This window comes from Streptomyces boninensis (genome assembly GCF_048572725.1).
GTDB classification, from domain to species: Bacteria; Actinomycetota; Actinomycetes; order Streptomycetales; family Streptomycetaceae; genus Streptomyces; species Streptomyces boninensis.
This window is the reverse complement of the sequence record NZ_CP183837.1, coordinates 6,665,320-6,685,982: the sequence shown is the minus strand read 5'-3', so window position 1 is coordinate 6,685,982 and position 20,663 is coordinate 6,665,320. Positions and strand designations below refer to the sequence as shown.

The following is a 20,663-nucleotide window of genomic DNA, read 5'->3' as shown; positions in this document are numbered from 1 at the left end:
AACGAGGAGGCACCACCGTGCCAGAACGCCCCGCACACCGCGCTCCCGCGCAAGAGGACCCGCCGGTCCGGAGCGACGCCGCCGCCGGCGGCCCCGAGCGTGCGCCCGGGGATCCGGCGGTGCCGGAGGCCCGCGCGGGCGAGCGGCCCAGCGGGGCTGCTCGTGGTGGGAAGCGTTCCGCCAACGCGCGGGTGGCCGCGGCGCGGCGGGCGACCGAGAAGTCGGCCGACACAGCCCAGGCGCCGCCGCTCTCCGCGGCCGACCGGGCGCGGCTGCTCGCCGGGGCGCATCACGATCCGCATGCGCTGCTCGGCGCCCATCCGGTGCCCGGTGGCGTGGTCATCCGTACGCTGCGGCCGTATGCGCAGGCGGTGTCGGTGGTCGTGCGGCCCAAGGGGCGGCCCGCGCAGACGGTGGCCTTGCAGGACGACGGACACGGCCTCTTCTCCGTCCTCCTCCTCCGTAAGCGCACCATCCCCGACTACCAGCTCCGCATCACCTACGGCGCCGACGACATCGTCGAGACCGCCGACCCGTACCGCTGCGCCCCCACCCTCGGCGAGCTCGACCTGCACCTCATCCGTGAGGGGCGGCACGAAGAGCTGTGGCGGGCGCTCGGGGCGCATCCGACGACCGTGGACGGGGTCGCCGGGACGCGGTTCGCCGTCTGGGCGCCCAATGCGCGGGGGGTGCGCATTGCCGGGAGCTTCAACTACTGGGACGGCACCGCCTATCCGATGCGCTCGCTCGGGTCCTCCGGGATCTGGGAGCTGTTCGTGCCGGGCATCGGCGACGGGGATCTGTACAAGTTCGAGATCACCAAGGCGGACGGCGGCAAGACGCTGCGGGCCGATCCGATGGCCCGGCGCACCGAGACGCCGCCGGACACCGCGTCCGTCGTGACCTCGTCCGCGTACGAGTGGGGCGACGCCGACTGGATCGGCCGGCGCGCCGACCGGCCGGTCCACCAGGCGCCCTTCTCCGTCTACGAGGTCCATCTCCCGTCCTGGCGGCCTGGGCTGACCTACCGGCAGCTCGCCGAGCAGCTCCCCGGATACGTAAAAGATCTCGGCTTCACCCATGTCGAGCTGATGCCGGTCGCCGAGCACCCCTTCGGCGGCTCCTGGGGCTATCAGGTCACCGGCTTCTACGCCCCGACCGCCCGTCTCGGCACCCCCGACGACTTCCGGTATCTGATCGACACCCTCCACCAGGAGGGCATCGGCGTCCTGATGGACTGGGTCCCGGCGCACTTCCCGCGCGACGACTGGGCGCTCGCCGAGTTCGACGGCCGGCCGCTGTACGAGCACGAGGACCCGGCGCGGGCGGCGCACCCCGACTGGGGGACGCTGGAGTTCGACTACGGCCGTACCGAGGTGCGCAACTTCTTGGTCGCCAACGCGCTCTACTGGTGCGAGGAATTCCACATCGACGGCCTCCGGGTCGACGCCGTCGCCTCGATGCTCTACCTCGACTACTCGCGCGAGGCCGGCGAATGGACGCCGAATATCCACGGCGGTCGCGAGAACCTCGACGCCGTGGCCTTCCTCCAGGAGATGAACGCCACCGTCTACCGCCGCTGCCCCGGCGTCGTCACCGTCGCCGAGGAGTCCACGGCCTGGGACGGCGTCACCCGCGCCACCCACCACGTCGGCGAATCCGGCTTCGGCGGCCTCGGCTTCGGCCTGAAGTGGAACATGGGCTGGATGCACGACTCGCTCGGCTACATGGCGCACGAGCCGATACACCGCAAGTACCACCACGGGGAAATGACCTTCTCCATGGTCTACGCGTACAGCGAGAACTACGTCCTGCCCATCTCGCACGACGAGGTCGTCCACGGCAAGCGCTCCCTCGTCTCCAAGATGCCCGGCGACTGGTGGCAGCAGCGCGCCAACCACCGCGCCTATCTGGGCTTCATGTGGTCCCACCCGGGCAAGCAGCTGCTCTTCATGGGCCAGGAGTTCGCGCAGGGCGCGGAGTGGGCGGAGAGCCACGGCCCCGACTGGTGGCTGCTCGACCCGTCGTACGGGGCAGAGCCCGACCACCGGGGCGTCCGCGACCTGGTGCGCGAGCTGAACGCGGCGTACCGGACGACCCCGGCGCTGTGGGAGCAGGACACGGTCCCGGAGGGCTTCGCGTGGGTGGAGGGCGGGGCGGCGGAGGACGACGTGCTGGCGTTTCTGCGCTTCGGCGCGGACGGCACCCCGCCGCTGCTGTGCGTCTCCAACTTCTCGCCCGTCGTACGCAATGAATACCGGCTGGGGACCCCTGATCACTTCTCCGCCTGGCAGGAGATCCTCAATACCGACGACGAGCGCTGGGGCGGCAGCGGCGTCACGACGCCTGACCCGGTCAAGACGGAGCACGTCGGCTCGCACGGGCGGCCGACGTCGATCGCCCTGACCCTGCCGCCCCTTGCGACGGTGTGGCTGCGGCCGGTCTAGCCCATCTCGTCCGCGACCACGGATGCGGCGTCCGCGATCAGCTTGTCCGCGGGCTCCGCGTCCGGGTCGGTGCGGTTGGACAGGACCGCCATGACCAGGGGCGCGGCGTCGGGGCGCCAGACGACGGCGATGTCGTTGCGGCCGCCGTAGGTGGCGGCCGTGCCGGTCTTGTCGCCGACCTTCCAGTCCTCGGGCACGCCGGCCCTGATCACCTTGTCGCCGGTCTGGTTCTTGCGGAGCCACTCGGTGAGCTGCGCCCGCTCCGGCTTGCGCAGCTCGTCGCCGAGGACGAAGGCGCGCAGGCTGCGGGCCATCGCCTGCGGGGTGCTGGTGTCGCGGACCTGGCCGGGCTTCCAGACGCTGAGCTCGGGTTCCGCGTATTTCATCCGCGTCACCTTGTCACCGGCGGCCCGCAGGTCGGCCTGCAGTCCCGCGGGACCGCCGAGTTCCTCTTCGAGGAGCAGGTTGGCGGCGGCGTTGTCGCTGTAGCGGACGGCCGCGTCGCACAGCTCGCCCACGGTCATGCCATCGGCCACATGCTTCTCGGTCACCGGGGAGTTCTCGATCAGATCGCTCTTCGAGTACGTGATCTTCTTGTCCAGGCCGCCCATCTTCCGCTGCTTCAGCACCGCCCCGGCGGCCAGCGCCTTGAAGGTCGAGGCGTACGCGAACCGCTCCCCCTCGCGGTACGCCACCTCCTTGCCGGTCCCGGTGTCGATGGCGTACACCCCGAGACGGGCTTCGTAGTCCCGCTCAAGCTTCTTGAATTCCTTCGCCCCGAGCTGCTCCGCGCCCTTGGACGCGGAGGGAGTCGGCGAGGGCCGGTCGCCTTCGGCCTTGGTGTCGCCGCTGTCCCCGCACGCCGCGACCGGGAACACCACGAGCACGGCCGCGATGAGGTGATGCGTGAGTCGTCGCATACCGAGCCATGCTGCGGACCAGGAGTCATGCTGTCCAATACGGCCATGGGCCATTCGATGCACTTTGCGCATACACTCTGCTCATGGACCTCGTCGGAGCCTGCCGCGCCTTCGTCAGCGTCAGCACGCGCGAGAGCTTTACGGTCGGCGCCGCCGCCGCGGGCCTGTCGCAGCCGGTCGCCAGCCGCCGCATCGCAGCTCTGGAACAGCGCCTGCAGCAGCCGCTCTTCGAGCGCACCGCGCGCCGCCCCGAGCTCACCGCGTTCGGCCGCGATCTGCTCCCGGCCGCCCGCCGCCTGCTGGAGGCCGCCGACGCGCTGGAGCACGAGGCCCGGATCGCCGGCCGCCGGCCCTGGCGGCTCGCCGTACCCGCGATCCATCCGACCGCCGCCCTCGCCCGGCTGGTCGCCGACGCCCGGACGCTGGGCGTCGCCCTGGAGGTGCGCCCCGCCGCCCCGGCCGGGCGCACCGAGCTGCTGCACACCCAGCAGGTACGGGCCGCCCTGCAGGCCGTGCCGCCGGACGAGGCGGCCTGGACGCTGCCGCTCGGCCTCGCGGGGGACCACGACCCGGGCGTGCGGCGCGTACACCTTGACAGCCTGCGCCCGGGCCGCGGCAGCGAAGCGCCGCCCCGCCGGATATGGCTGCAGCCCGAGGACGACGTGCCGCACATCAGGGATCCGCTGGTCCGCCTCCGCGACGCCGCGGGACTGCAGCCCGCGCAGCTGGCCACCGCACCCGACCTCGCCACCGCCGCCGCCGAAGTCCTCGGCTCCCGCGACCTGCTGCTGTGCTCACCGCCCCAGGCCCGCGAGCTGGGCCTCGACTGGCGCCCCCTCGGCGAGCTCCCCCTGGCCCGCGGCTATGCCCTGATCACCGCCGACCACAGCAACCCGCAGCCCCTGCAGACCCGGCTGCACGACGCCATCGCCCGGTGCCTGGGCACGGAGCCCGCCGCCTCCCGCGGACCGGCCGCATGAACGCCCAGGCCCTCCAGCACCGCCTCCGCGAACAGCTCGCCGACGGCGGCCTCCGCGGCAGCTACCTCGTCCGCGACCTGCACACCGGCCAGGAGGTGAGCATCGACCCCGACACCCAGCTCCCCGCCGCCTCCCTCATCAAGGTCCCGCTCGCCCTGGCCACCATCGAGCGCATCCGCCGCGGCGAACTCGACGGCGCCGCCCCGGTCGAGGTGCCGCCGGGCCGCATCACCACCCCAGGCCCCACCGGGCTCGCCCGCTTCCGCCACCCGGCCCGCATAGCCGTCGACGACCTGATCTACCTCAGCACCTGCATCAGCGACGGCACCGCCGCCGACGCCCTCTTCGGCCTCACCCCGCCCGCCGAGGTCAACCGGCTGCTGCGGGAGTACGGCCTGCACGGCATCACCCTCCGGCACACCATGAGCGACCTCACCGACACCCCGGCGGAACACCTCGACCACCACGACACGGAGGGCCGGCTGGCCCTGACCCTGGCCGTGGACGCCGGCACCGAAGGCCGCGGCCACGCCGTCCGCCAGCTCGACAACGCCCGTACGAACACGGGCAGCGCCCGCGCCTGGACCGACCTACTCCAGGCGCTGTGGACGCCGTCCGCCATCCACCCCGCGACCGCGGAGCGGGTCCGTACGCTCATGGCGCACAACGTGCTGCGCCACCGCCTGGCGCCGGACTTCGCCTCCGACGCCAGCACCTGGTCGTCGAAGACCGGCACCCTGCTCAACCTCCGCCACGAGATCGGCGTGGTCGAGCACGCCGACGGCCAGGCCTACGCGGTCGCCGCGCTCACCGAATCCCGCGTCCCCGCCGCGCTCCAGCCGGCGGCGGAGGCGCTGATGGCCCGGGTGGCGCGCGCCCTCCGCGACCACCTGCGTCAGCTTTAGCCCTTTACGGCCCCGCTCAGCGCGAAGCCGCCGCCCAGCTTCCGCGACACCAGCACGTACAGCAGCACCGCCGGGGTCGAGTAGAGCATCGAGAAGGCGGCCAGCTGCCCGTAGACCACCGTGCCCTTGTTGCCGAAGAAGTCGTTGATCGCGACCGACGCCGGCATGTACTCCGGGCTGAGCAGCAGCATGAAGGGCACGAAGAAGTTGCCCCACATCATGACGAAGGAGAAGACCGTCACCACCGCGACGCCGGGGCCCATCAGCGGCAGCACGACCCGTACCAGCGACTGCATGGTCGAGGCGCCGTCCGTCCAGGCCGCCTCCTCCAGGGACTTGGGGACGCCGTCCATAAAGTTCTTCATCAGCCAGATCCCGAAGGGCAGCTGGCTGACCGCGAAGAAGAGGATCGTGCCGAGCATGGTGTCGATCAGGTTCACCTGTACGTACATGGCGTAGACCGGCACCATGATCGCCGTGATCGGCAGGCACGAGGAGAAGAGGATCGTCAGCATGAACGGGCGGTTCAGGCGCGTCTTGTAGCGCGACAGCGGATACGCCGCCAGCATCGAGCAGACCACCGTCACCAGCGTCGCCCCGCCGCACAGGATCAGGCTGTTGAGCAGCGGCGTGAAGGTGATGTCGGGCTTGAGGACCTCGCTGTAGTTGTCGAAGGTGAAGCCGTCCGGCAGCTTCACCTTCAGGTCGGCCTTGGGGTCGATGGACGACAGCACCACCCAGGCGAGCGGCAGGATGAAGGCGAGGATCACCACGAGCAGTCCGGCGTCGGCCGCCAGCCGGCGGCTGGTCCGTGCGGCCATGTCAGACCTCCTCGCGCAGCAGGCGCATATAGACCAGCGAGAACAGCGAGCCGAAGACCAGCAGCAGCAGCGCCACGGCGGTGCCGTACCCGATCATGGAATTCTGGATGGCCTGCTCGTACATGAACAGCGGCAGCGTCTGGGACTTGGTCCCGGGCCCGCCGCGCGTCATCACCCAGATCAGGCCGAAGACGCTCAGCGTCTGCAGCGTGATCAGCATCAGGTTGGTGCCGATCGAGCGGCGGATCATCGGCAGCGTGATGTGCCACAGCCGCCGCCAGCCGCCCGCGCCGTCCACCTGCGCGGCCTCGGTGATCTCCGAGGGGATCTCATTGAGCGCGGCCGAGTAGACCAGCATCGAAAAGGCCGTGCCGCGCCACACGTTGGCGAAGGAGACCGCCAGGATCGGCAGCGTGTACAGCCAGTTCTGGGATCCCAGATGGAGGAAGTCGAGGATGGCGTTGAGGGTGCCTTCCTTGCGGAAGAAGGCGTAGAGCAGGAAGCCCGCCACCACCTCGGGCAGCACCCAGGCGGAGATGACGACGGCGCCGGTGAGCGTACGGATCGGCTTCGACGCCTTCTGCATCAGCAGGGCCAGGCCGAGGCCCAGCGTGTTCTGCCCGATCAGCGCCGACACGACGGTGAACACCAGCGTCATCCACACGGCGTTCATGAAGTCGTCGTCGGCGAAGGCGTCCCTGAAGTTCTCCAGGCCGACGAAGCTCTCCTGGGCCTGGCCGGTCAGCTGCAGGTCCGTGAAGGCGATATAGACGCAGTAGCCGATCGGCCCGGCGAGGAAGAGCAGCAGCAGGATGACGGCCGGTGAGACGGGCAGCGCCCGTACCAGCGAGCGGAGGACGCCCGGCCGGGAGGACGGGCGGCCGGGGCCGGGCGGCGCCTTGACGACGCCGCCCGGCGATGCGGGAGGTGCGGTGGTCACAGACGTTCCTTACTTCTTGACGACCTTGCCGTCCGTGACGGAATCCAGCTGTTCGTCGTAGTCCTTGGCGGCGTCCGCGACCGACTTGTCGCCGTTCGTGACCGCGCCCATCGCCTCCTGGATGGCGGTGGAGACCTTCGGGTACGCGGGGTAGGCGGGCCGGTAGTAGGTGTACGGGACCAGGTCGGTGAAGAACTTCGTGCTCGCGTTGCCCTTCGAGTACGCCGGGTCGGCGGCGACGTCCTTGCGGACGGCGATGCCGGAGTTGGTGATGTACCACTTCTGCGAATTGGCCTTGTTCATCGCCAGGCTGGCGAACTTCCAGGCCAGGTCCGGGTTGTCGGCCTTCTGCGGGATCGCCCAGGTCCAGCCGCCGGACATGGAGACGCGGCCGGGCTTGGAGCCGTCCTGCGTCGGCATGTACGCGAGGCCGAGCTTCTTGTCCCAGCCCTTCCACTCGGTCTCTTTGCCCTCGCTCCAGTCCTGCGGCAGCCAGGAGCCGTCGAGGTTGATCCCGACCTTGCCCTTGCGCATGAACTCGTTGCGCATCCGGGTGCCGATGTTCGGGTCGGAGGCGTCGGACACATCGGGCCCGAGCTTCTCCTTGTAGACCGTCTCGACGAACTGCAGCGCGTCCTTGAAGCCCTTGCCGCCGGCCACCCACTTCTTGGCGGCGGGGTCGTAGAGCGGGTCCTCGCCCGTCCCGTACAGGAGCATCTCGAAGCCCTGCATGGTGGCCATCTCACCGGCGGGCTTGCCGGTGTAGACGTTCAGCGGGATGACGCCCGGGACCTTCTTCTTGATCGTACGGGCGGCGTCGAGGATCTCGTCCCAGTTCTTGGGCTGCCAGTCCTCCGGCAGTCCGGCCTTCTTCAGGATCGCCTTGTCGAACCACAGCCCGCGGGTGTCGGTGCCGTCCGGGATGCCGTACGTCTTGCCGTCCTCGGCCTTCGCCGCCGTCTTGGCGGTGTCGATGAACTGGTCCCAGTCCTTCCACTTGTCGAGGTACTTGTCGAGCGGCCGCAGATACCCGCTCGTAATGTCCGAGTTGATGAGGAAGGTGTCCTCGTAGACCAGATCGGGCGCGGTCTTCGGCGACCTGAGCATCTGCTGCAGCTTGGTGTAGTACTCCGAGTCCGGCGCCTTGATCGGCACCAGTTTGACCTTTTTGCCCGGATACTTCTTCTCGAACTGCTTCTTGACGTCGGCCAGGAAGTTGTCGGCGACCTTGACCTTGTTGTCGGTCGACTGCTTGAACTGGATCTCGACCGTGTCCGGGTCACTGCCGGAGCCCTGCCCGCACGCGGCAAGGGTCGTGGCGGCCACGGCCGCGGTCATGAGCAGGGGGAGGGTACGGCGTCGTCGCACGGGAAGGACCTCCTGGGCAGCGCTGGAGAGATGCGGCGAACGTAAGGCTGTGATGATGTCCGGTCAATGGCCTGGAAGTGACGTGACAACGTTGTTATTGCTGTCCCGTCCCGCCGCCTTTACGCGAACGCAATGAACACAAGGGTGACGCCCGTCACGAGGAAGGGCAGAGTCGCCCCGAACTTCCCCCCGATGACAGAGCCGTCAAGGAGGCAGCCGTGGCTGCACAGTCCCCACCCGAGCAGCAGTCGAGACGACGCGACCGCACTCACTACCTGTACATAGCGGTGATCGTCGCGGTGCTGGCCGGCATCGGCGTCGGCTTCGCGGCCCCGGACACGGCCGTGGAGCTCAAGCCCATCGGCGAGGGCTTCGTCAACCTCATCAAGATGATGATCTCCCCCGTCATCTTCTGCACGATCGTGCTCGGCATCGGCTCGGTCCGTAAGGCAGCAAAGGTCGGCGCGGTCGGCGGCCTCGCCCTCGGCTACTTCATGATCATGTCCACGGTGGCCCTGGCCATCGGCCTGATCGTCGGCAACCTGCTCGAGCCCGGCTCCGGCCTGCACCTCACCGACGAGACCAAGGGCGAGGGCGCGGCGCAGGCGAAGGACGCGAGCGAGTCGACGACCGACTTCCTGCTGGGCATCATCCCGAAAACACTGGTCTCCTCGCTTACGGAAGGCCAGGTGCTGCAGACCCTGCTGGTGGCCCTGCTGGTCGGCTTCGCACTGCAGGCGATGGGCCGCTCCGGCGAGCCGATCCTCAAGGGCGTCGAGCACATCCAGCGGCTGGTCTTCCGCGTGATGGCCATGATCATGTGGGCGGCGCCGGTGGGCGCGTTCGGCGCGATCGCCGGGGTCGTCGGCGAGACGGGCGTGGATGCCCTGAAGTCGCTCGCGGTGATTATGTTCGGGTTCTATGCGACGTGCATCATCTTCGTGTTTGTGGTGCTGGGCGCGCTGCTGTGGGTGGTGGCGCGCATCAACCTGCTCCTGCTGCTCCGCTACCTGGGCCGCGAGTTCCTGTTGATCGTGTCGACGTCGTCGTCGGAGTCGGCCCTCCCCCGCCTGATCGCGAAGATGGAACACCTCGGCGTCTCCCGCCCGGTGGCAGGCATCACGGTCCCGACGGGCTACTCCTTCAACCTCGACGGCACGGCGATTTACCTCACGATGGCGTCGATCTTCATCGCGGACGCGATGGACCAGCCGCTGAACATCGGCGAGCAGATCTCGCTGCTGCTGTTCATGATCATCGCGTCGAAGGGCGCGGCGGGTGTGACGGGCGCGGGCCTGGCGACGCTGGCCGGTGGTTTGCAGTCGCATCGGCCGGAGCTGCTGGACGGCGTCGGCTTGATCGTGGGCATCGACCGCTTCATGAGCGAGGCTCGGGCGCTGACGAACTTCGCGGGCAACTCGGTGGCGACGGTGCTGGTGGCCACGTGGACGAAGGAGCTGGATCGCGAGCGGGCCGAGGCGGTGCTGGCGGGTCAACTTCCCTTCGACGAGACGACCTTCGTGGATGAGGGGCATGGGGCGCCGCCGCCGAAGGATGCGCTGCCGGATCAGCGGGGGTCGGGATCGGGTGGCGGGAAGGAGACTGCGGACGTCTGACGCCTCTGCATGACGACGACTGGCCTCGGCGGCGTGGTCGTCACCATCCGGTCCGATAGTGGCTCGTCTCGTGCGCACGGGGCGGACAGCTTGGCATCGGATGGTGACGGCTGCGCCGCCGCCGTGCGTTGAGGGCGGTGCCGGAAACGGATGGCTGGCTGCGGAGGGGTTGGGGGCGGCTGGGCGCGAAGGGCTGCCGGGCGGCGGCGAGGCGCGATGCCCCTCCGGGGGCCGAGGAGGTGGGCGCAGCTGGGCGGGAGGCGCGGATGCGAAGGTGGGTGTAGGCGTGGATGCGAGGTGGAGATGGGCGCGGCTGCGAGGTGGGGATCGGCGCGGATACGGGGCGTGAATGCCCCACCAGGGGGCGCGTGATGGCTTGCTGCGCGCTCTTTTTCCTAGGGGTGTGTCGAGGGCGGCCGGGCTGGCCGCCCTGTAATGGGAGTGCCCGGCGCTCTCGCAGCCTCAGCCAAGGAGCTCGCCGCCCCGGGCGGACGGAAGGACGCCGCCTCGCCGCCCGACACACCCCCATCAAAAAGAGCGCGCGATGCCCCCTCGTGCGCCCCCCAGCCTGAGCGCACGCCTCCCGCACAGCCGCACCCACCTCCCCGGACCCCGGTGGGCCATTGCACCTCCCCGGACCCTGGTGGGGCATCGCACCTCCCCGGACCCTGGTGGGGCATCGCACCTCCCCGGACCCCGGCAGGGCATTGCACCTCTCCGCCGCCCGGCAGCCCTTCGTGCCCAGCCGCCCCCAACCCCTCCGCAGCCAGCCCTCCGTTTCTCGCACCGCCACCCAACACACGACGGCAGCCCGTCCGTCACCATCCGATGCCAACTCCCCCGCCCCCAACGAGGCCGTGTCTGGCGGCATCATTCCCCTGCTGTCGAGGGCAGGAAGGGCTCGTCGTCAGTGTCGTTTGCCACACTGCAGGGATGGCGACATGGCAGCAGTTCGAGAACGAGGCTGATGAGCTTGCATCCGTGATCAGAGCCAGGTTCGAGGCAGCCGAGACACACGTCCTGGCTACGTTGCGCAAGGACGGCTCGCCGCGGGTGAGTGGGAGCGAAGTCGAATTCAAGGGAGCCGACTTGTCGTTCGGCTCGATGCTCGGTGCCCGTAAAGCCCTGGACCTCCGACGAGACGGCCGGTGTGCGCTGCACGCCCATCCCCACGGAGGCGGTGACGCCAAGGTCGCCGGGATCGCAGTCGAGGTGACTGACCCGGCGGGCAAGGGCGGCTCCCACGCATTTCGGCTTGATCTGCGTGAGGCCGTGCTCACCGCGGTCGAAGGCGACGAGTTGGTCATCCGCCTCTGGCGTCCAGGCCGGCCGGTGGAGACATTCCGGCGCAAGTAGCGGCGCGACTAGGCGACAGGTTGACCGATCGGGGCTGGAGGGCAATCCGCCCCCGCGCCCCGAAGCAGGTCACCGCCTGGCCCCTCGGCGCCCAACTCGGCCTGTGGCCGCACGCGGACGCACCTGCAGGCGATCGCTAGGGACTCAACTACCCCCGTACTACCAATGGTTGGACCAGCACCAAGGCCTTCCCCACCCCTCCCGCGCCTTCTAGTCTCACGGGTGGCCTAGACCACACCCACACCATCGCGGGAGCCAGCCATGGGATCGGGATCGCAGCTCAGCCGCAGACGTCTCCTCCAGCTCGGCGGCGCCGCGGCCGGCACGGCGCTCGCCGGAGCCGGCGCGGCCACCGTCGCCGAGGGCGCGGAGCTACGCGCGGCGGCGCCGCTCGCCCTCCCCGTCTCCAAGGCCTTCGACCTCGACGACCCCTCCGACCCCGTCTTCATGCACAAGACCGCCTGGTGCCCCACCGTCATGCAGAGCGCCGGCTACGACCACCTGAACAAGCACTGGTACGTGGCACAGGTCATGTACAACCCGGGCGACGGCGTCGCGTACGCCACCCGCCTCGCCGAAGGCGACATCGCCCTCACCAAGCTCAGCGCCGACGGCGGCACGAAGCTCGCCCGGATGTATCTGCGCGGGTTCGGGCACGGCGCGCAGATCGGCGTGGAGCCGACGGGCGCCGGCAAGGCCCCGTACATCTGGATCGAATACGACGCGAAGACGAACTCCGACGGCGTCGGATTCGGGCAGCGGGTCTGCCGCATCAAGTACGCGGGCCCGGCCGCCGCCGACCCGCCGCGCAGCTTCCACTGGGACGACCCGGAGGACCGTACGGCGATGGACTTCAAGGACCGCACGCCCAACGCGAGCAAGCTGCCCGGCAGCGGCGCGCTGACCTCGCCGCGGCCCGTGGTCGACATCCACCACCGGCGCGTGCTGCTCCGTTACGACCGGGACGGCAGCCAGCAGGCCGCCGTGTACGGGCTCGATGACGCCATCGCGGCGCCGCTCGGCACGCCCCTCCACCACCGTTCCGGGCTGTACAAGCCCCCCGTGGCGCAAGGCTTCTGCCTGTACGGGTCGTTCATGTACATCTACGAGGGGACGGCGTACAAGAACGGCGGTCCTGCCGACCCCGACGACGTCGGGTCCACCTACATCACGCGCCTCGACCTCAACACCGGCGCGACCACCAAGGCGCTGACCCGCGCCCTCAAGTCCCTCGTCTACCGGGAGCCCGAGGGCATGAACATCATGCTGATCCCGGCCTCCGGAGGCGGCTACACCCCCCGCCTCACCTTCGGCTTCGCCTCAGGTGCGGAGGGGGATCGCCGCGTGAACATCGCGTACAAGGACGCGCTGACGTAAGACGTAACTATGCCGACTCGCCGCCCAGGTGATGCACCCGGACCATGTTCGTCGTGCCGGGCACACCGGGCGGGGACCCCGCCGTGATGATCATGCAGTCGCCCTTGGTGAAGCGGCCCAGCTTCGCCAACTCGCCGTCGACGAGGTCGACCATCGCGTCGGTGTTGTCGACGTGCGGCACGACGATGGGCTCGACGCCCCAGCTCAGCGTCAGCTGATTGCGCGTGGACGCGTCCGTGGTGAAGGCGAGGATCGGCTGGCAGGCGCGATAGCGCGAGAGGCGCTTCGCGGTGTCGCCGGACTGCGTGAAGGCGACGAGCGCCTTCGCGTCGAGGAAGTCCGCGATCTCGCAGGCGGCACGCGCGACCGAGCCGCCCTGCGTGCGCGGCTTCTTGCCCATGACGAGGGGCTGCAGGCCGCGGGAGAGGAGCTCCTCCTCGGCGGCCACCACGATCCGCGACATCGTCTTGACCGTCTCGATCGGGTACTTGCCAACCGAGGACTCGGCGGAGAGCATCACCGCGTCCGCGCCGTCGAGGATCGCGTTCGCGACGTCCGAGGCCTCCGCGCGCGTCGGCCGCGACGAGTTGATCATCGACTCCATCATCTGGGTCGCGACGATGACCGGCTTGGCGTTGCGGCGGCAGAGCTGGATGAGGCGCTTCTGCACCATCGGGACCTTCTCCAGCGGGTACTCCACCGCCAGGTCACCGCGGGCCACCATGACGCCGTCGAAGGCGAGGACGACCTCTTCCATGTTGTCGACGGCCTGCGGCTTCTCGACCTTGGCGATCACCGGCACCCGGCGGCCGACCTCGTCCATGATGCGGTGCACGTCGCGGACGTCGGCCGCGTCCCGTACGAAGGACAGCGCGACCATGTCGCAGCCCATCCGCAGCGAGAACTTCAGGTCCTCGATGTCCTTCTCGGACAGCGCGGGGACATTCACGGCCACACCGGGCAGGTTGATGCCCTTGTGGTCGGAGATGACGCCGCCCTCGATGACGATGCAGCGCACCTCGGGGCCCGCGACCTCGGTGACCTCGAGGGACACCGCGCCGTCGTTGATCAGGATGCGCTCGCCCTGCGAGACATCGCCGGGCAGGCCCTTGTACGTGGTGCCGCAGATGTGCTTGTCGCCCGGGACGTCCTCGGTGGTGATCGTGAACTCGTCGCCGCGCTCCAGCTCCACCGGACCTTCGGCGAAGGTCTCCAGGCGGATCTTCGGGCCCTGCAGGTCGGCGAGGACGCCGATCGGCCGGCCGGTCTCCTCGGCGGCCTTGCGCACCTTGGCGTAGCGCTCCTCGTGCTCCGGGTGCGAGCCGTGGCTCATGTTGAAGCGGGCCACGTTCATGCCCGCCTCGACCAGAGCCTTCAGCTGCTCGTAGGAGTCGACGGCTGGGCCCAGGGTGCAGACGATTTTGGCTCGGCGCATGTCGGCGATCCTATCCTTTTGTTCCTGAGGTGAATTTTCTGGGGTCATACGGCGCCTGCCGTGGCCCCGTTGCCTGCCGCGCCGACCAGAGCATACGTCTGCGTGGCGATCTCGAGTTCCTCGTCGGTCGGTACGACGGCCACGGCCACCCGGCTGTAGTCCGGGGAGATCAGCCGCGGGGACGAGCCGCGGACCGCGTTCTGCACCGGATCGATGGCGATGCCGAGCTCCTCGAGACCCTGCGTGGCCGCCTCCCGCACGGCCGCCGAGTTCTCGCCGACGCCGGCGGTGAAGGCGATGGCGTCGACCTTCCCGAGTACCGCGTAATACGCCCCGATGTACTTCTTCAGCCGGTGGACATACACGTCGAAAGCCAGCCGCGCCGCCGCGTCGCCCTCGCCGATGCGGCGGCCGATCTCGCGCATGTCGTTGTCGCCGCAGAGCCCGACCAGGCCGGACTTCTTGTTCAGCAGATTGTCGATCTCGTCCACGGACATCTCCCCCACCCGCGCCAGGTGGAAGATGACCGCCGGGTCGAGGTCACCGCTGCGAGTACCCATGACCAGGCCCTCAAGCGGGGTGAGACCCATCGATGTATCGACACAGCGACCGCGCTGGACCGCGGACGCGCTGGCGCCGTTCCCCAGGTGCAGGACGATGACGTTCACGTCCGCCGGCTCCTTGCCGAGCAGCTCGGCGGTGGCCCGGGACACGTACGCGTGCGAGGTCCCGTGGAACCCGTACCGCCGCACCGACAGCTTGTCCGCCGTCGCGGTGTCGATGGCATAGCGCGCGGCGGCCTCGGGGATCGTCGCGTGGAAGGCGGTGTCGAAGACCGCGACCTGCGGCAGGTCGGGGCGCAGCTGGCGGGCGACCTTGATGCCGGTGATGTTGGCGGGGTTGTGGAGCGGGGCCAGCGGCACCAGCTTCTCCATCGCCGCCACCACCGCGTCGTCGATGAGCGTCGGCTCGGTGAACTCCGTGCCGCCGTGCACCGCCCGGTGCCCGATCGCGGCCAGCTCGGGGTCGTCCAGGCCGTAGCCCGCGGCCTTCAGCTCCTCGCCGACGATCTTGAGGCCGTGCGCATGGTCGGCGACCGCGCCCTCCCCGGCCTCGCCGATCCGCTCCACGATGCCGCTCGCCAGGCGGCTGCCGTCGGCCATGTCGATCAGCTGGTACTTGAGCGAGGAGGAGCCCGAGTTGAGTACGAGTACGCGGGTCGCGGTCACGCCGGGTCCCCCTGTGCCTGGATCGCGGTGATCGCGACCGTGTTGATGATGTCCTGGACCAGCGCGCCGCGGGACAGGTCGTTGACCGGTTTGCGCAGGCCCTGCATGACGGGCCCGACGGCGATGGCGTTCGCCGAGCGCTGGACCGCCTTGTACGTGTTGTTGCCGGTGTTCAGGTCGGGGAAGATCAGCACGGTCGCCTGCCCGGCCACGGGCGACCCTGGTGCCTTGGTAGCAGCGACAGATGGATCCACGGCCGCGTCGTACTGGATCGGCCCCTCGATCAGCAGGTCAGGCCGCCGCTCCCGGACGAGCTCCGTCGCCTGCCGCACCTTGTCGACATCGGCGCCGGTCCCGGAGGTGCCGGTCGAGTACGAGAGCATCGCGACCCGCGGCTGCACCCCGAACTTCGCCGCGGTGTCGGCCGACTGGATCGCGATGTCGGCGAGCTGCTCGGCGTTCGGATCGGGATTGATGGCGCAGTCGCCGTAAACGAGCACCCGGTCGGCGAGGCACATGAAGAAGACGGACGAGACGATCGAGGCGCCGGGCGCGGTCTTGATGATCTCGAAGGCGGGCCGGACGGTGGCGGCCGTGGAGTGCACGGAACCCGACACCATGGAATCGGCGAGACCCTCCTGCACCATCAGCGTGCCGAAGTAGTTCACGTCCGCGACCACGTCGTGCGCCAGCTCCACCGAGACGCCCTTGTGCGCGCGGTACTTGGCGTACAGCTCGGCGAAGCGGTCGCGCAGCGGTGAGACGGTCGGGTCGATCACCCGGCAGAAGGCGTTGCCGGAGTCCGGCGGCGCCTCGTCGGGGCCGTGCAGCGGCAGGCTGATGCCCAGCTCGCCGATCTTCCTGCGGATCGCGGCCTCGTCGCCGAGCAGCGTGAGGTCGCAGACGTTACGTCGCAGCAGCACCTCGGCCGCCCGCAGCACCCGCTCCTCGGTGCCCTCCGGGAGGACCACGTGGCGACGCCGGCCGCGGGCCCGCTCGATGAGCATGTGCTCGAACATCATCGGGGTGATCCGGCCGCTCGGCGCCACATTCAGCCGCCCGGTGAGCTGCGCGGCATCGACGTGCGACTCGAAGAGGCCGAGCGCGATGTCGGCCTTGCGCGGGGTGGCGGCGTTGAGCTTGCCCTGCAGCGCGAAGATCTTCTCGGCGGTCGGGAAGGAAAGCCCGGAGACGCCCAGCACGGGGGTGCCGGGCGCGAGCCGCTCGGCCAGCGTCATGGTCTCGGCCCCGGGGTGCTCCCCGAGGGTGAGGACGACGCCCGCGATGGGCGGGGCGGCGGCGGAGTGCGCGGCGAGGGCGCCGACGATCAGGTCGGCGCGGTCGCCGGGGGTGACGACGAGGCAGCCCTCCTTCAGCGCGGGCAGGAAGCTCGGCAGCATGGCGCCGCCGAAGACGTAGTCGCGTACGTCCCGCGCCATCCCGGAGGCGTCCCCGAGCAGCACCTCGGCGCCGAGCTCGTCCTTTATCTGGCTGACGGTGGGGGCGGAGAGGGCCGGGTCCTCGGGGAGTACGTACACAGGCACGGGCAGGTGGCCGCCGAGCTCGCGGGCGGCGCGCTGGGCGTGGCTGTCGTCGACGCGATTGGCGATCATCGCGAGGACGTCGCAGCCGAGGGAGGTGTAGGCGTCGTGGGCGTTACGGACCTCGGCGACGACGGATTCGGCGGACTGGTTGAGGCCGCCGACGACGGGGATGACGACGGCGCCGAATTCATTCGCGAGGCGGGCGTTGAGGGTCAGTTCCGCCGGTATGTTCGTGTCCGCGTAGTCGCTGCCGAGCACGAGCACCGCCTCGAAGTCGGCGGCGATGTCGTGGAAGCGGTCGACCAGCCGGGACACCAGCTCATCCGTGCCGTGGGCGGCCTGGACGCCGCTGGCCTCCTCGTACGACATCCCGAGCACGGAGCCGGGCGCCTGGCCCAGCCGATAGCGGGCCCGCAGCAGGTCGAAGACGGGGTCGGTGCCGTCGTGGGCCAGCGGCCGGAAGACGCCGACGCGGTCCACCTGCCGGGTGAGCAGCTCCATCATTCCCAGATCGACGACCTGGCGGCCGTCACGGCGGCCCACCGAGGCCATGTAGACGCTGCGTGTCACGCGACACCCTCTCCGGCAATACGATCATCGGTCGATTCGTCCGTTTCGACACTTTACCCGTCACAGGTGCGCGGACGCGCGCGGGGATGGGCCGTGGAAGAATCGGTTCCGGGCGAGAAACGACAGGAGACACATGCGCATCGGAGTACTCACGGCAGGCGGCGACTGTCCCGGCCTGAACGCCGTGATCAGGTCGGTGGTGCACCGCGCCATGGCGGGTCACGGCGACGAGGTCATCGGCTTCGAGGACGGTTTCAAGGGCCTGCTCGAAGGCCGCTACCGCAAGCTCGACCTGAACGCCGTATCCGGCATCCTGGCCCGCGGCGGCACCATCCTCGGCTCCTCCCGCCTCGAACGCGCCCGCCTCCGCCAGGCCTGCGAGGAGACCGAGGACCTCAGCCGCGAGCTGGGCCTCGACGCGCTGATCCCGATCGGCGGCGAGGGCACGCTGACCGCGTCCGCGATGCTGGCGAAGGCCGGCCTCCCGGTGGTCGGCGTCCCGAAGACCATCGACAACGACATCTCCGCGACGGACCGCACCTTCGGCTTCGACACGGCGGTGGGCGTGGCGACGGAGGCGATCGACCGGCTGAAGACGACGGCGGAGTCGCACCAGCGCGTGATGGTCGTGGAGGTCATGGGCCGGCACGCCGGCTGGATCGCGCTGGAGTCCGGGATGGCGGGCGGCGCGCACGGCATCTGCCTGCCGGAGCGGCCGTTCTCGGTGGACCGGCTGTGCGAGATGGTCGAGGAGCGGTTTGCCCGCGGCAAGAAGTTCGCGGTCGTCTGCGTCGCCGAGGGCGCGCACCCCGCGGACGGCCAGATGGACTACCAGAAGGGCGAGATCGACCAGTACGGCCACGAGCGCTTCGCGGGCATCGGCAACCGCCTGGCGAACGAGCTGGAACACCGCCTGGGCAAGGAAGCCAAGCCGGTCATCCTCGGCCACGTCCAGCGCGGCGGCGTCCCGACGGCGTACGACCGCGTCCTGGCGACGCGCTTCGGCTGGCACGCGGTGGAGGCGGTGCACCGGGGCGACTTCGGCCAGATGACGGCGCTCCGGGGCACGGACATCGTGATGGCCCCGCTGGCGGACGCGGTGACGGAGCTCAAGACGGTCCCGACGGACCGGATGTCCGAGGCCGAGTCGGTCTTCTAGGCGCGGCCTGGGCAGGGACGCGCAGCCTGAGTGCGTGGCTCTCGCGCCTGCGGCGCGGACTTTCCCACCCGCCCGCCCGTTCCTGTCGCTCCCAGCAACGGGCGGGTGGGTGGGTGCTCAGGAGCGCCAGGAGCCTGCCGCGCGGTGCGCGCCCAAGCGCCCTCGCGCCCACCCCGCCCTCGGCGTCACCGGCCGGCAGGCCGACCGTGGTCTCCGGCCGGCGACGGCCGTCAGCACCGCCGTAACCGCCGCCACCTCATCCGCGTCAGGACACCCCCGTACCACCCGGAACATCGCATCCGGCGCATCAGCCGTATCCATCGCACACCAACCTCCCAACCCCCGAGCCGAAGGCCCGACAAACCACCAGGGTCAAGCCGGCGGATTCCCATGCTTCCGCGACGGCAGCTCAGCGTGCTTCGCGCGCAGCATCCCCAGCGCCCGGCACAGCACCATCCGCGTCTCGGCCGGATCGATCACGTCATCGACCAGCCCCCGCTCAGCCGCGTAATACGGATGCATCAGCTGCTGCCGGTACTGCGCCACCAGGCGCTCCCGCGCCGCCTCCGGATCATCCGACTCCGCGATCTCCCGCCGGAAGACGACATTCGCGGCGCCCTCGGCGCCCATCACGGCGACCTCATTCGTAGGCCACGCAAAGGCCAGATCAGCGCCGATGGACCGCGAGTCCATCACGATGTACGCCCCGCCGTACGCCTTCCGCAGCACCAGCGATATCCGCGGCACCGTCGCATTGCAGTACGCGTACAGCAGCTTCGCCCCATGCCGGATGATCCCGCCGTGCTCCTGCTCGACCCCTGGCAGAAACCCGGGCACATCGACCAGCGTCAGCAACGGCACGTTGAAGGCATCGCACAGCGTCACAAACCGCGCCGCCTTCTCCGACGCCTCGATGTCCAGCACCCCGGCCAGCGCCTGCGGCTGGCTGGCCACAATCCCCACCACATGGCCCTCCATCCGCGCCAGCGCGCAGACGACATTCCCGGCCCACCCCTCGTGCACCTCGAAGAAGTCGCCGTCATCGACGACCTCCTCGATCACATCCCGCATGTCGTACGCCTGCGCCGGATCCGCCGGCACCACGTCGATCAGCCCCTCGCACACCCGGTCCGCCGGGTCCTCGCACTCGACGACCGGCGCCAGCTCACGGTTGTTCGACGGCAGCAGCGACAGCAGCACGCGGACGTCCTCCAGACACGTCTCCTCGTCGTCGTACGCGAACCCGGCGACCCCGGACGTACGCGCGTGCACATCCGCCCCGCCCAGCTCCTCCAGCGACATCCGGGCGCCCGTCACGGCCTCCACCACATCGGGGCCCGTGATGAACATCTGCGACACGCCCCTGACCATGAAGACGAAGTCGGTCAGGGCCGGCGAGTAAGCCGCGCCCCCCGCACACGGCCCCAGGATCACGCTGATCTGCGGAATGACACCCGACGCCGCCGCATTCCGCCGGAAGATCCCGCCGTACCCCGCCAGCGCCGTCACCCCCTCCTGGATGCGCGCCCCCGCGCCATCGCAGAGCGCCACCAGCGGCGCCCCGGCCTCCTCGGCCAGGTCCATCACCTTGTGGATCTTCTCCGCGTGCGCCTCGCCCAGCGCGCCGCCGAAGATCCGGAAGTCATGGGCGTACACAAAGACGGTCCGGCCCTCCACGGTCCCCCAGCCGGTCACGACGCCGTCGGTGTACGGGCGCTTGTTCTCCATCCCGAAACCGGTGGCGCGGTGCCGGCGGAGCGGCTCGATCTCCGTGAAGGAGTCGTCGTCCATCAGCAGGGCGATGCGCTCGCGGGCCGTCAGCTTGCCGCGGTCGTGCTGGGCCTGGGTCGAGCCGGGGGCCGGGCCCTGGACGACCTCGTCCCTGATCCAGGCGAGTTCGGCGAGCCTGACCTGCTTCTCGGTGGGGGGCTGGGCCTTTGCGGCGTCGACGGACGCGGTGCTCGGGTCTTCAACTTCGGTCATGGCGGACCTCCCG

Annotated in this window: 16 protein-coding genes; 7 read left to right on the top strand and 9 right to left on the bottom strand. The window is 69.9% G+C overall.

The genetic code is table 11. From position 1 onward, the window contains the following. Positions 1-17: 17 nt before the first annotated feature. Entirely contained in the window at positions 18-2,447 is a 2,430-nt protein-coding gene (glgB, locus tag ACNNMR_RS30735) for a 1,4-alpha-glucan branching enzyme (RefSeq protein WP_419997940.1), read from the top strand. Here the strand turns inward: glgB and bla are convergent. Further along, the gene (gene bla, locus ACNNMR_RS30730) at positions 2,444-3,367 is read right to left on the bottom strand and encodes a class A beta-lactamase (RefSeq protein WP_419997939.1); all 924 of its coding nucleotides are present in this window, start codon (positions 3,365-3,367) and stop codon (positions 2,444-2,446) included. The genes glgB and bla overlap by 4 nt on opposite strands. An 83-nt stretch (positions 3,368-3,450) precedes the next feature. Between bla and ACNNMR_RS30725 the strand changes: the two genes are divergently transcribed. Together ACNNMR_RS30725 and ACNNMR_RS30720 are read left to right on the top strand one after the other, a co-directional pair. Next, entirely contained in the window at positions 3,451-4,347 is an 897-nt protein-coding gene (locus ACNNMR_RS30725; protein ID WP_419997938.1) for a LysR family transcriptional regulator, read from the top strand. Continuing rightward, the gene (locus tag ACNNMR_RS30720) at positions 4,344-5,252 is read left to right on the top strand and encodes a serine hydrolase (RefSeq protein ID WP_419997937.1); all 909 of its coding nucleotides are present in this window, start codon (positions 4,344-4,346) and stop codon (positions 5,250-5,252) included. Before ACNNMR_RS30725 ends, ACNNMR_RS30720 begins: the two co-directional genes overlap by 4 nt. Here ACNNMR_RS30720 and ACNNMR_RS30715 read toward each other — a convergent pair. Genes ACNNMR_RS30715 through ACNNMR_RS30705 form a run of 3 tightly spaced genes read right to left on the bottom strand, consistent with a single transcriptional unit; the run spans position 5,249 to position 8,351 of the window. Then, positions 5,249-6,073, bottom strand: a complete 825-nt coding sequence (locus tag ACNNMR_RS30715) for a carbohydrate ABC transporter permease (RefSeq protein WP_419997936.1) — start codon at positions 6,071-6,073, stop codon at positions 5,249-5,251. The two genes, ACNNMR_RS30720 and ACNNMR_RS30715, sit on opposite strands and share 4 nt — an antisense overlap. Before the next feature lies 1 nt (position 6,074). Further along, positions 6,075-7,013 carry a carbohydrate ABC transporter permease gene (locus ACNNMR_RS30710; RefSeq protein WP_419997935.1) on the bottom strand — a complete coding sequence of 313 codons (939 nt, stop codon included), beginning with the start codon at positions 7,011-7,013 and terminating at the stop codon, positions 6,075-6,077. 9 nt (positions 7,014-7,022) lie between these two features. Further along, entirely contained in the window at positions 7,023-8,351 is a 1,329-nt protein-coding gene (locus ACNNMR_RS30705) for an extracellular solute-binding protein (protein ID WP_420000537.1), read from the bottom strand. A 248-nt stretch (positions 8,352-8,599) separates the two neighbouring features. Here ACNNMR_RS30705 and ACNNMR_RS30700 point away from each other — a divergent pair, with 248 nt between their 5' ends. From ACNNMR_RS30700 to ACNNMR_RS30690, 3 genes are all read left to right on the top strand, one after another. Then, positions 8,600-9,997 (top strand): cation:dicarboxylate symporter family transporter, encoded by a 1,398-nt coding sequence (locus ACNNMR_RS30700; RefSeq protein ID WP_419997934.1) that lies wholly within the window; start codon positions 8,600-8,602, stop codon positions 9,995-9,997. Positions 9,998-10,930: 933 nt separating this feature from the next. After that, positions 10,931-11,353 (top strand): pyridoxamine 5'-phosphate oxidase family protein, encoded by a 423-nt coding sequence (locus ACNNMR_RS30695; protein WP_419997933.1) that lies wholly within the window; start codon positions 10,931-10,933, stop codon positions 11,351-11,353. Positions 11,354-11,614: 261 nt separating this feature from the next. Continuing rightward, positions 11,615-12,730: a hypothetical protein gene (locus ACNNMR_RS30690; protein WP_419997932.1), complete on the top strand. Its 1,116-nt coding sequence runs from the start codon at positions 11,615-11,617 to the stop codon at positions 12,728-12,730. A 7-nt stretch (positions 12,731-12,737) separates the two neighbouring features. Here ACNNMR_RS30690 and pyk read toward each other — a convergent pair whose 3' ends face one another. From pyk to pta, 3 genes are read right to left on the bottom strand one after another with little or no spacing between them, the layout of a single operon-like run. Further along, positions 12,738-14,165 (bottom strand): pyruvate kinase, encoded by a 1,428-nt coding sequence (pyk, locus tag ACNNMR_RS30685; protein ID WP_419997931.1) that lies wholly within the window; start codon positions 14,163-14,165, stop codon positions 12,738-12,740. Positions 14,166-14,209: 44 nt separating this feature from the next. Next, a complete protein-coding gene (locus ACNNMR_RS30680) occupies positions 14,210-15,394 on the bottom strand; it encodes an acetate kinase (protein ID WP_419997930.1) in 1,185 nt (394 codons plus the stop codon). Next, positions 15,391-17,508 carry a phosphate acetyltransferase gene (gene pta / locus ACNNMR_RS30675; RefSeq protein WP_419997929.1) on the bottom strand — a complete coding sequence of 706 codons (2,118 nt, stop codon included), beginning with the start codon at positions 17,506-17,508 and terminating at the stop codon, positions 15,391-15,393. The genes ACNNMR_RS30680 and pta overlap by 4 nt, the downstream gene beginning before the upstream one ends. Positions 17,509-17,641: 133 nt before the next feature. Here pta and ACNNMR_RS30670 point away from each other — a divergent pair, with 133 nt between their 5' ends. Further along, positions 17,642-18,667 (top strand): 6-phosphofructokinase, encoded by a 1,026-nt coding sequence (locus tag ACNNMR_RS30670; protein ID WP_419997928.1) that lies wholly within the window; start codon positions 17,642-17,644, stop codon positions 18,665-18,667. A gap of 117 nt (positions 18,668-18,784) precedes the next feature. On the opposite strand, the gene ACNNMR_RS30665 is transcribed toward ACNNMR_RS30670, so the two are convergent. Both ACNNMR_RS30665 and ACNNMR_RS30660 read right to left on the bottom strand, forming a co-directional pair. Further along, a complete protein-coding gene (locus ACNNMR_RS30665; protein ID WP_420000536.1) occupies positions 18,785-18,961 on the bottom strand; it encodes an acyl-CoA carboxylase subunit epsilon in 177 nt (58 codons plus the stop codon). A 78-nt stretch (positions 18,962-19,039) separates the two neighbouring features. Beyond that, entirely contained in the window at positions 19,040-20,650 is a 1,611-nt protein-coding gene (locus ACNNMR_RS30660; RefSeq protein ID WP_419997927.1) for an acyl-CoA carboxylase subunit beta, read from the bottom strand. Positions 20,651-20,663: the final 13 nt, after the last annotated feature.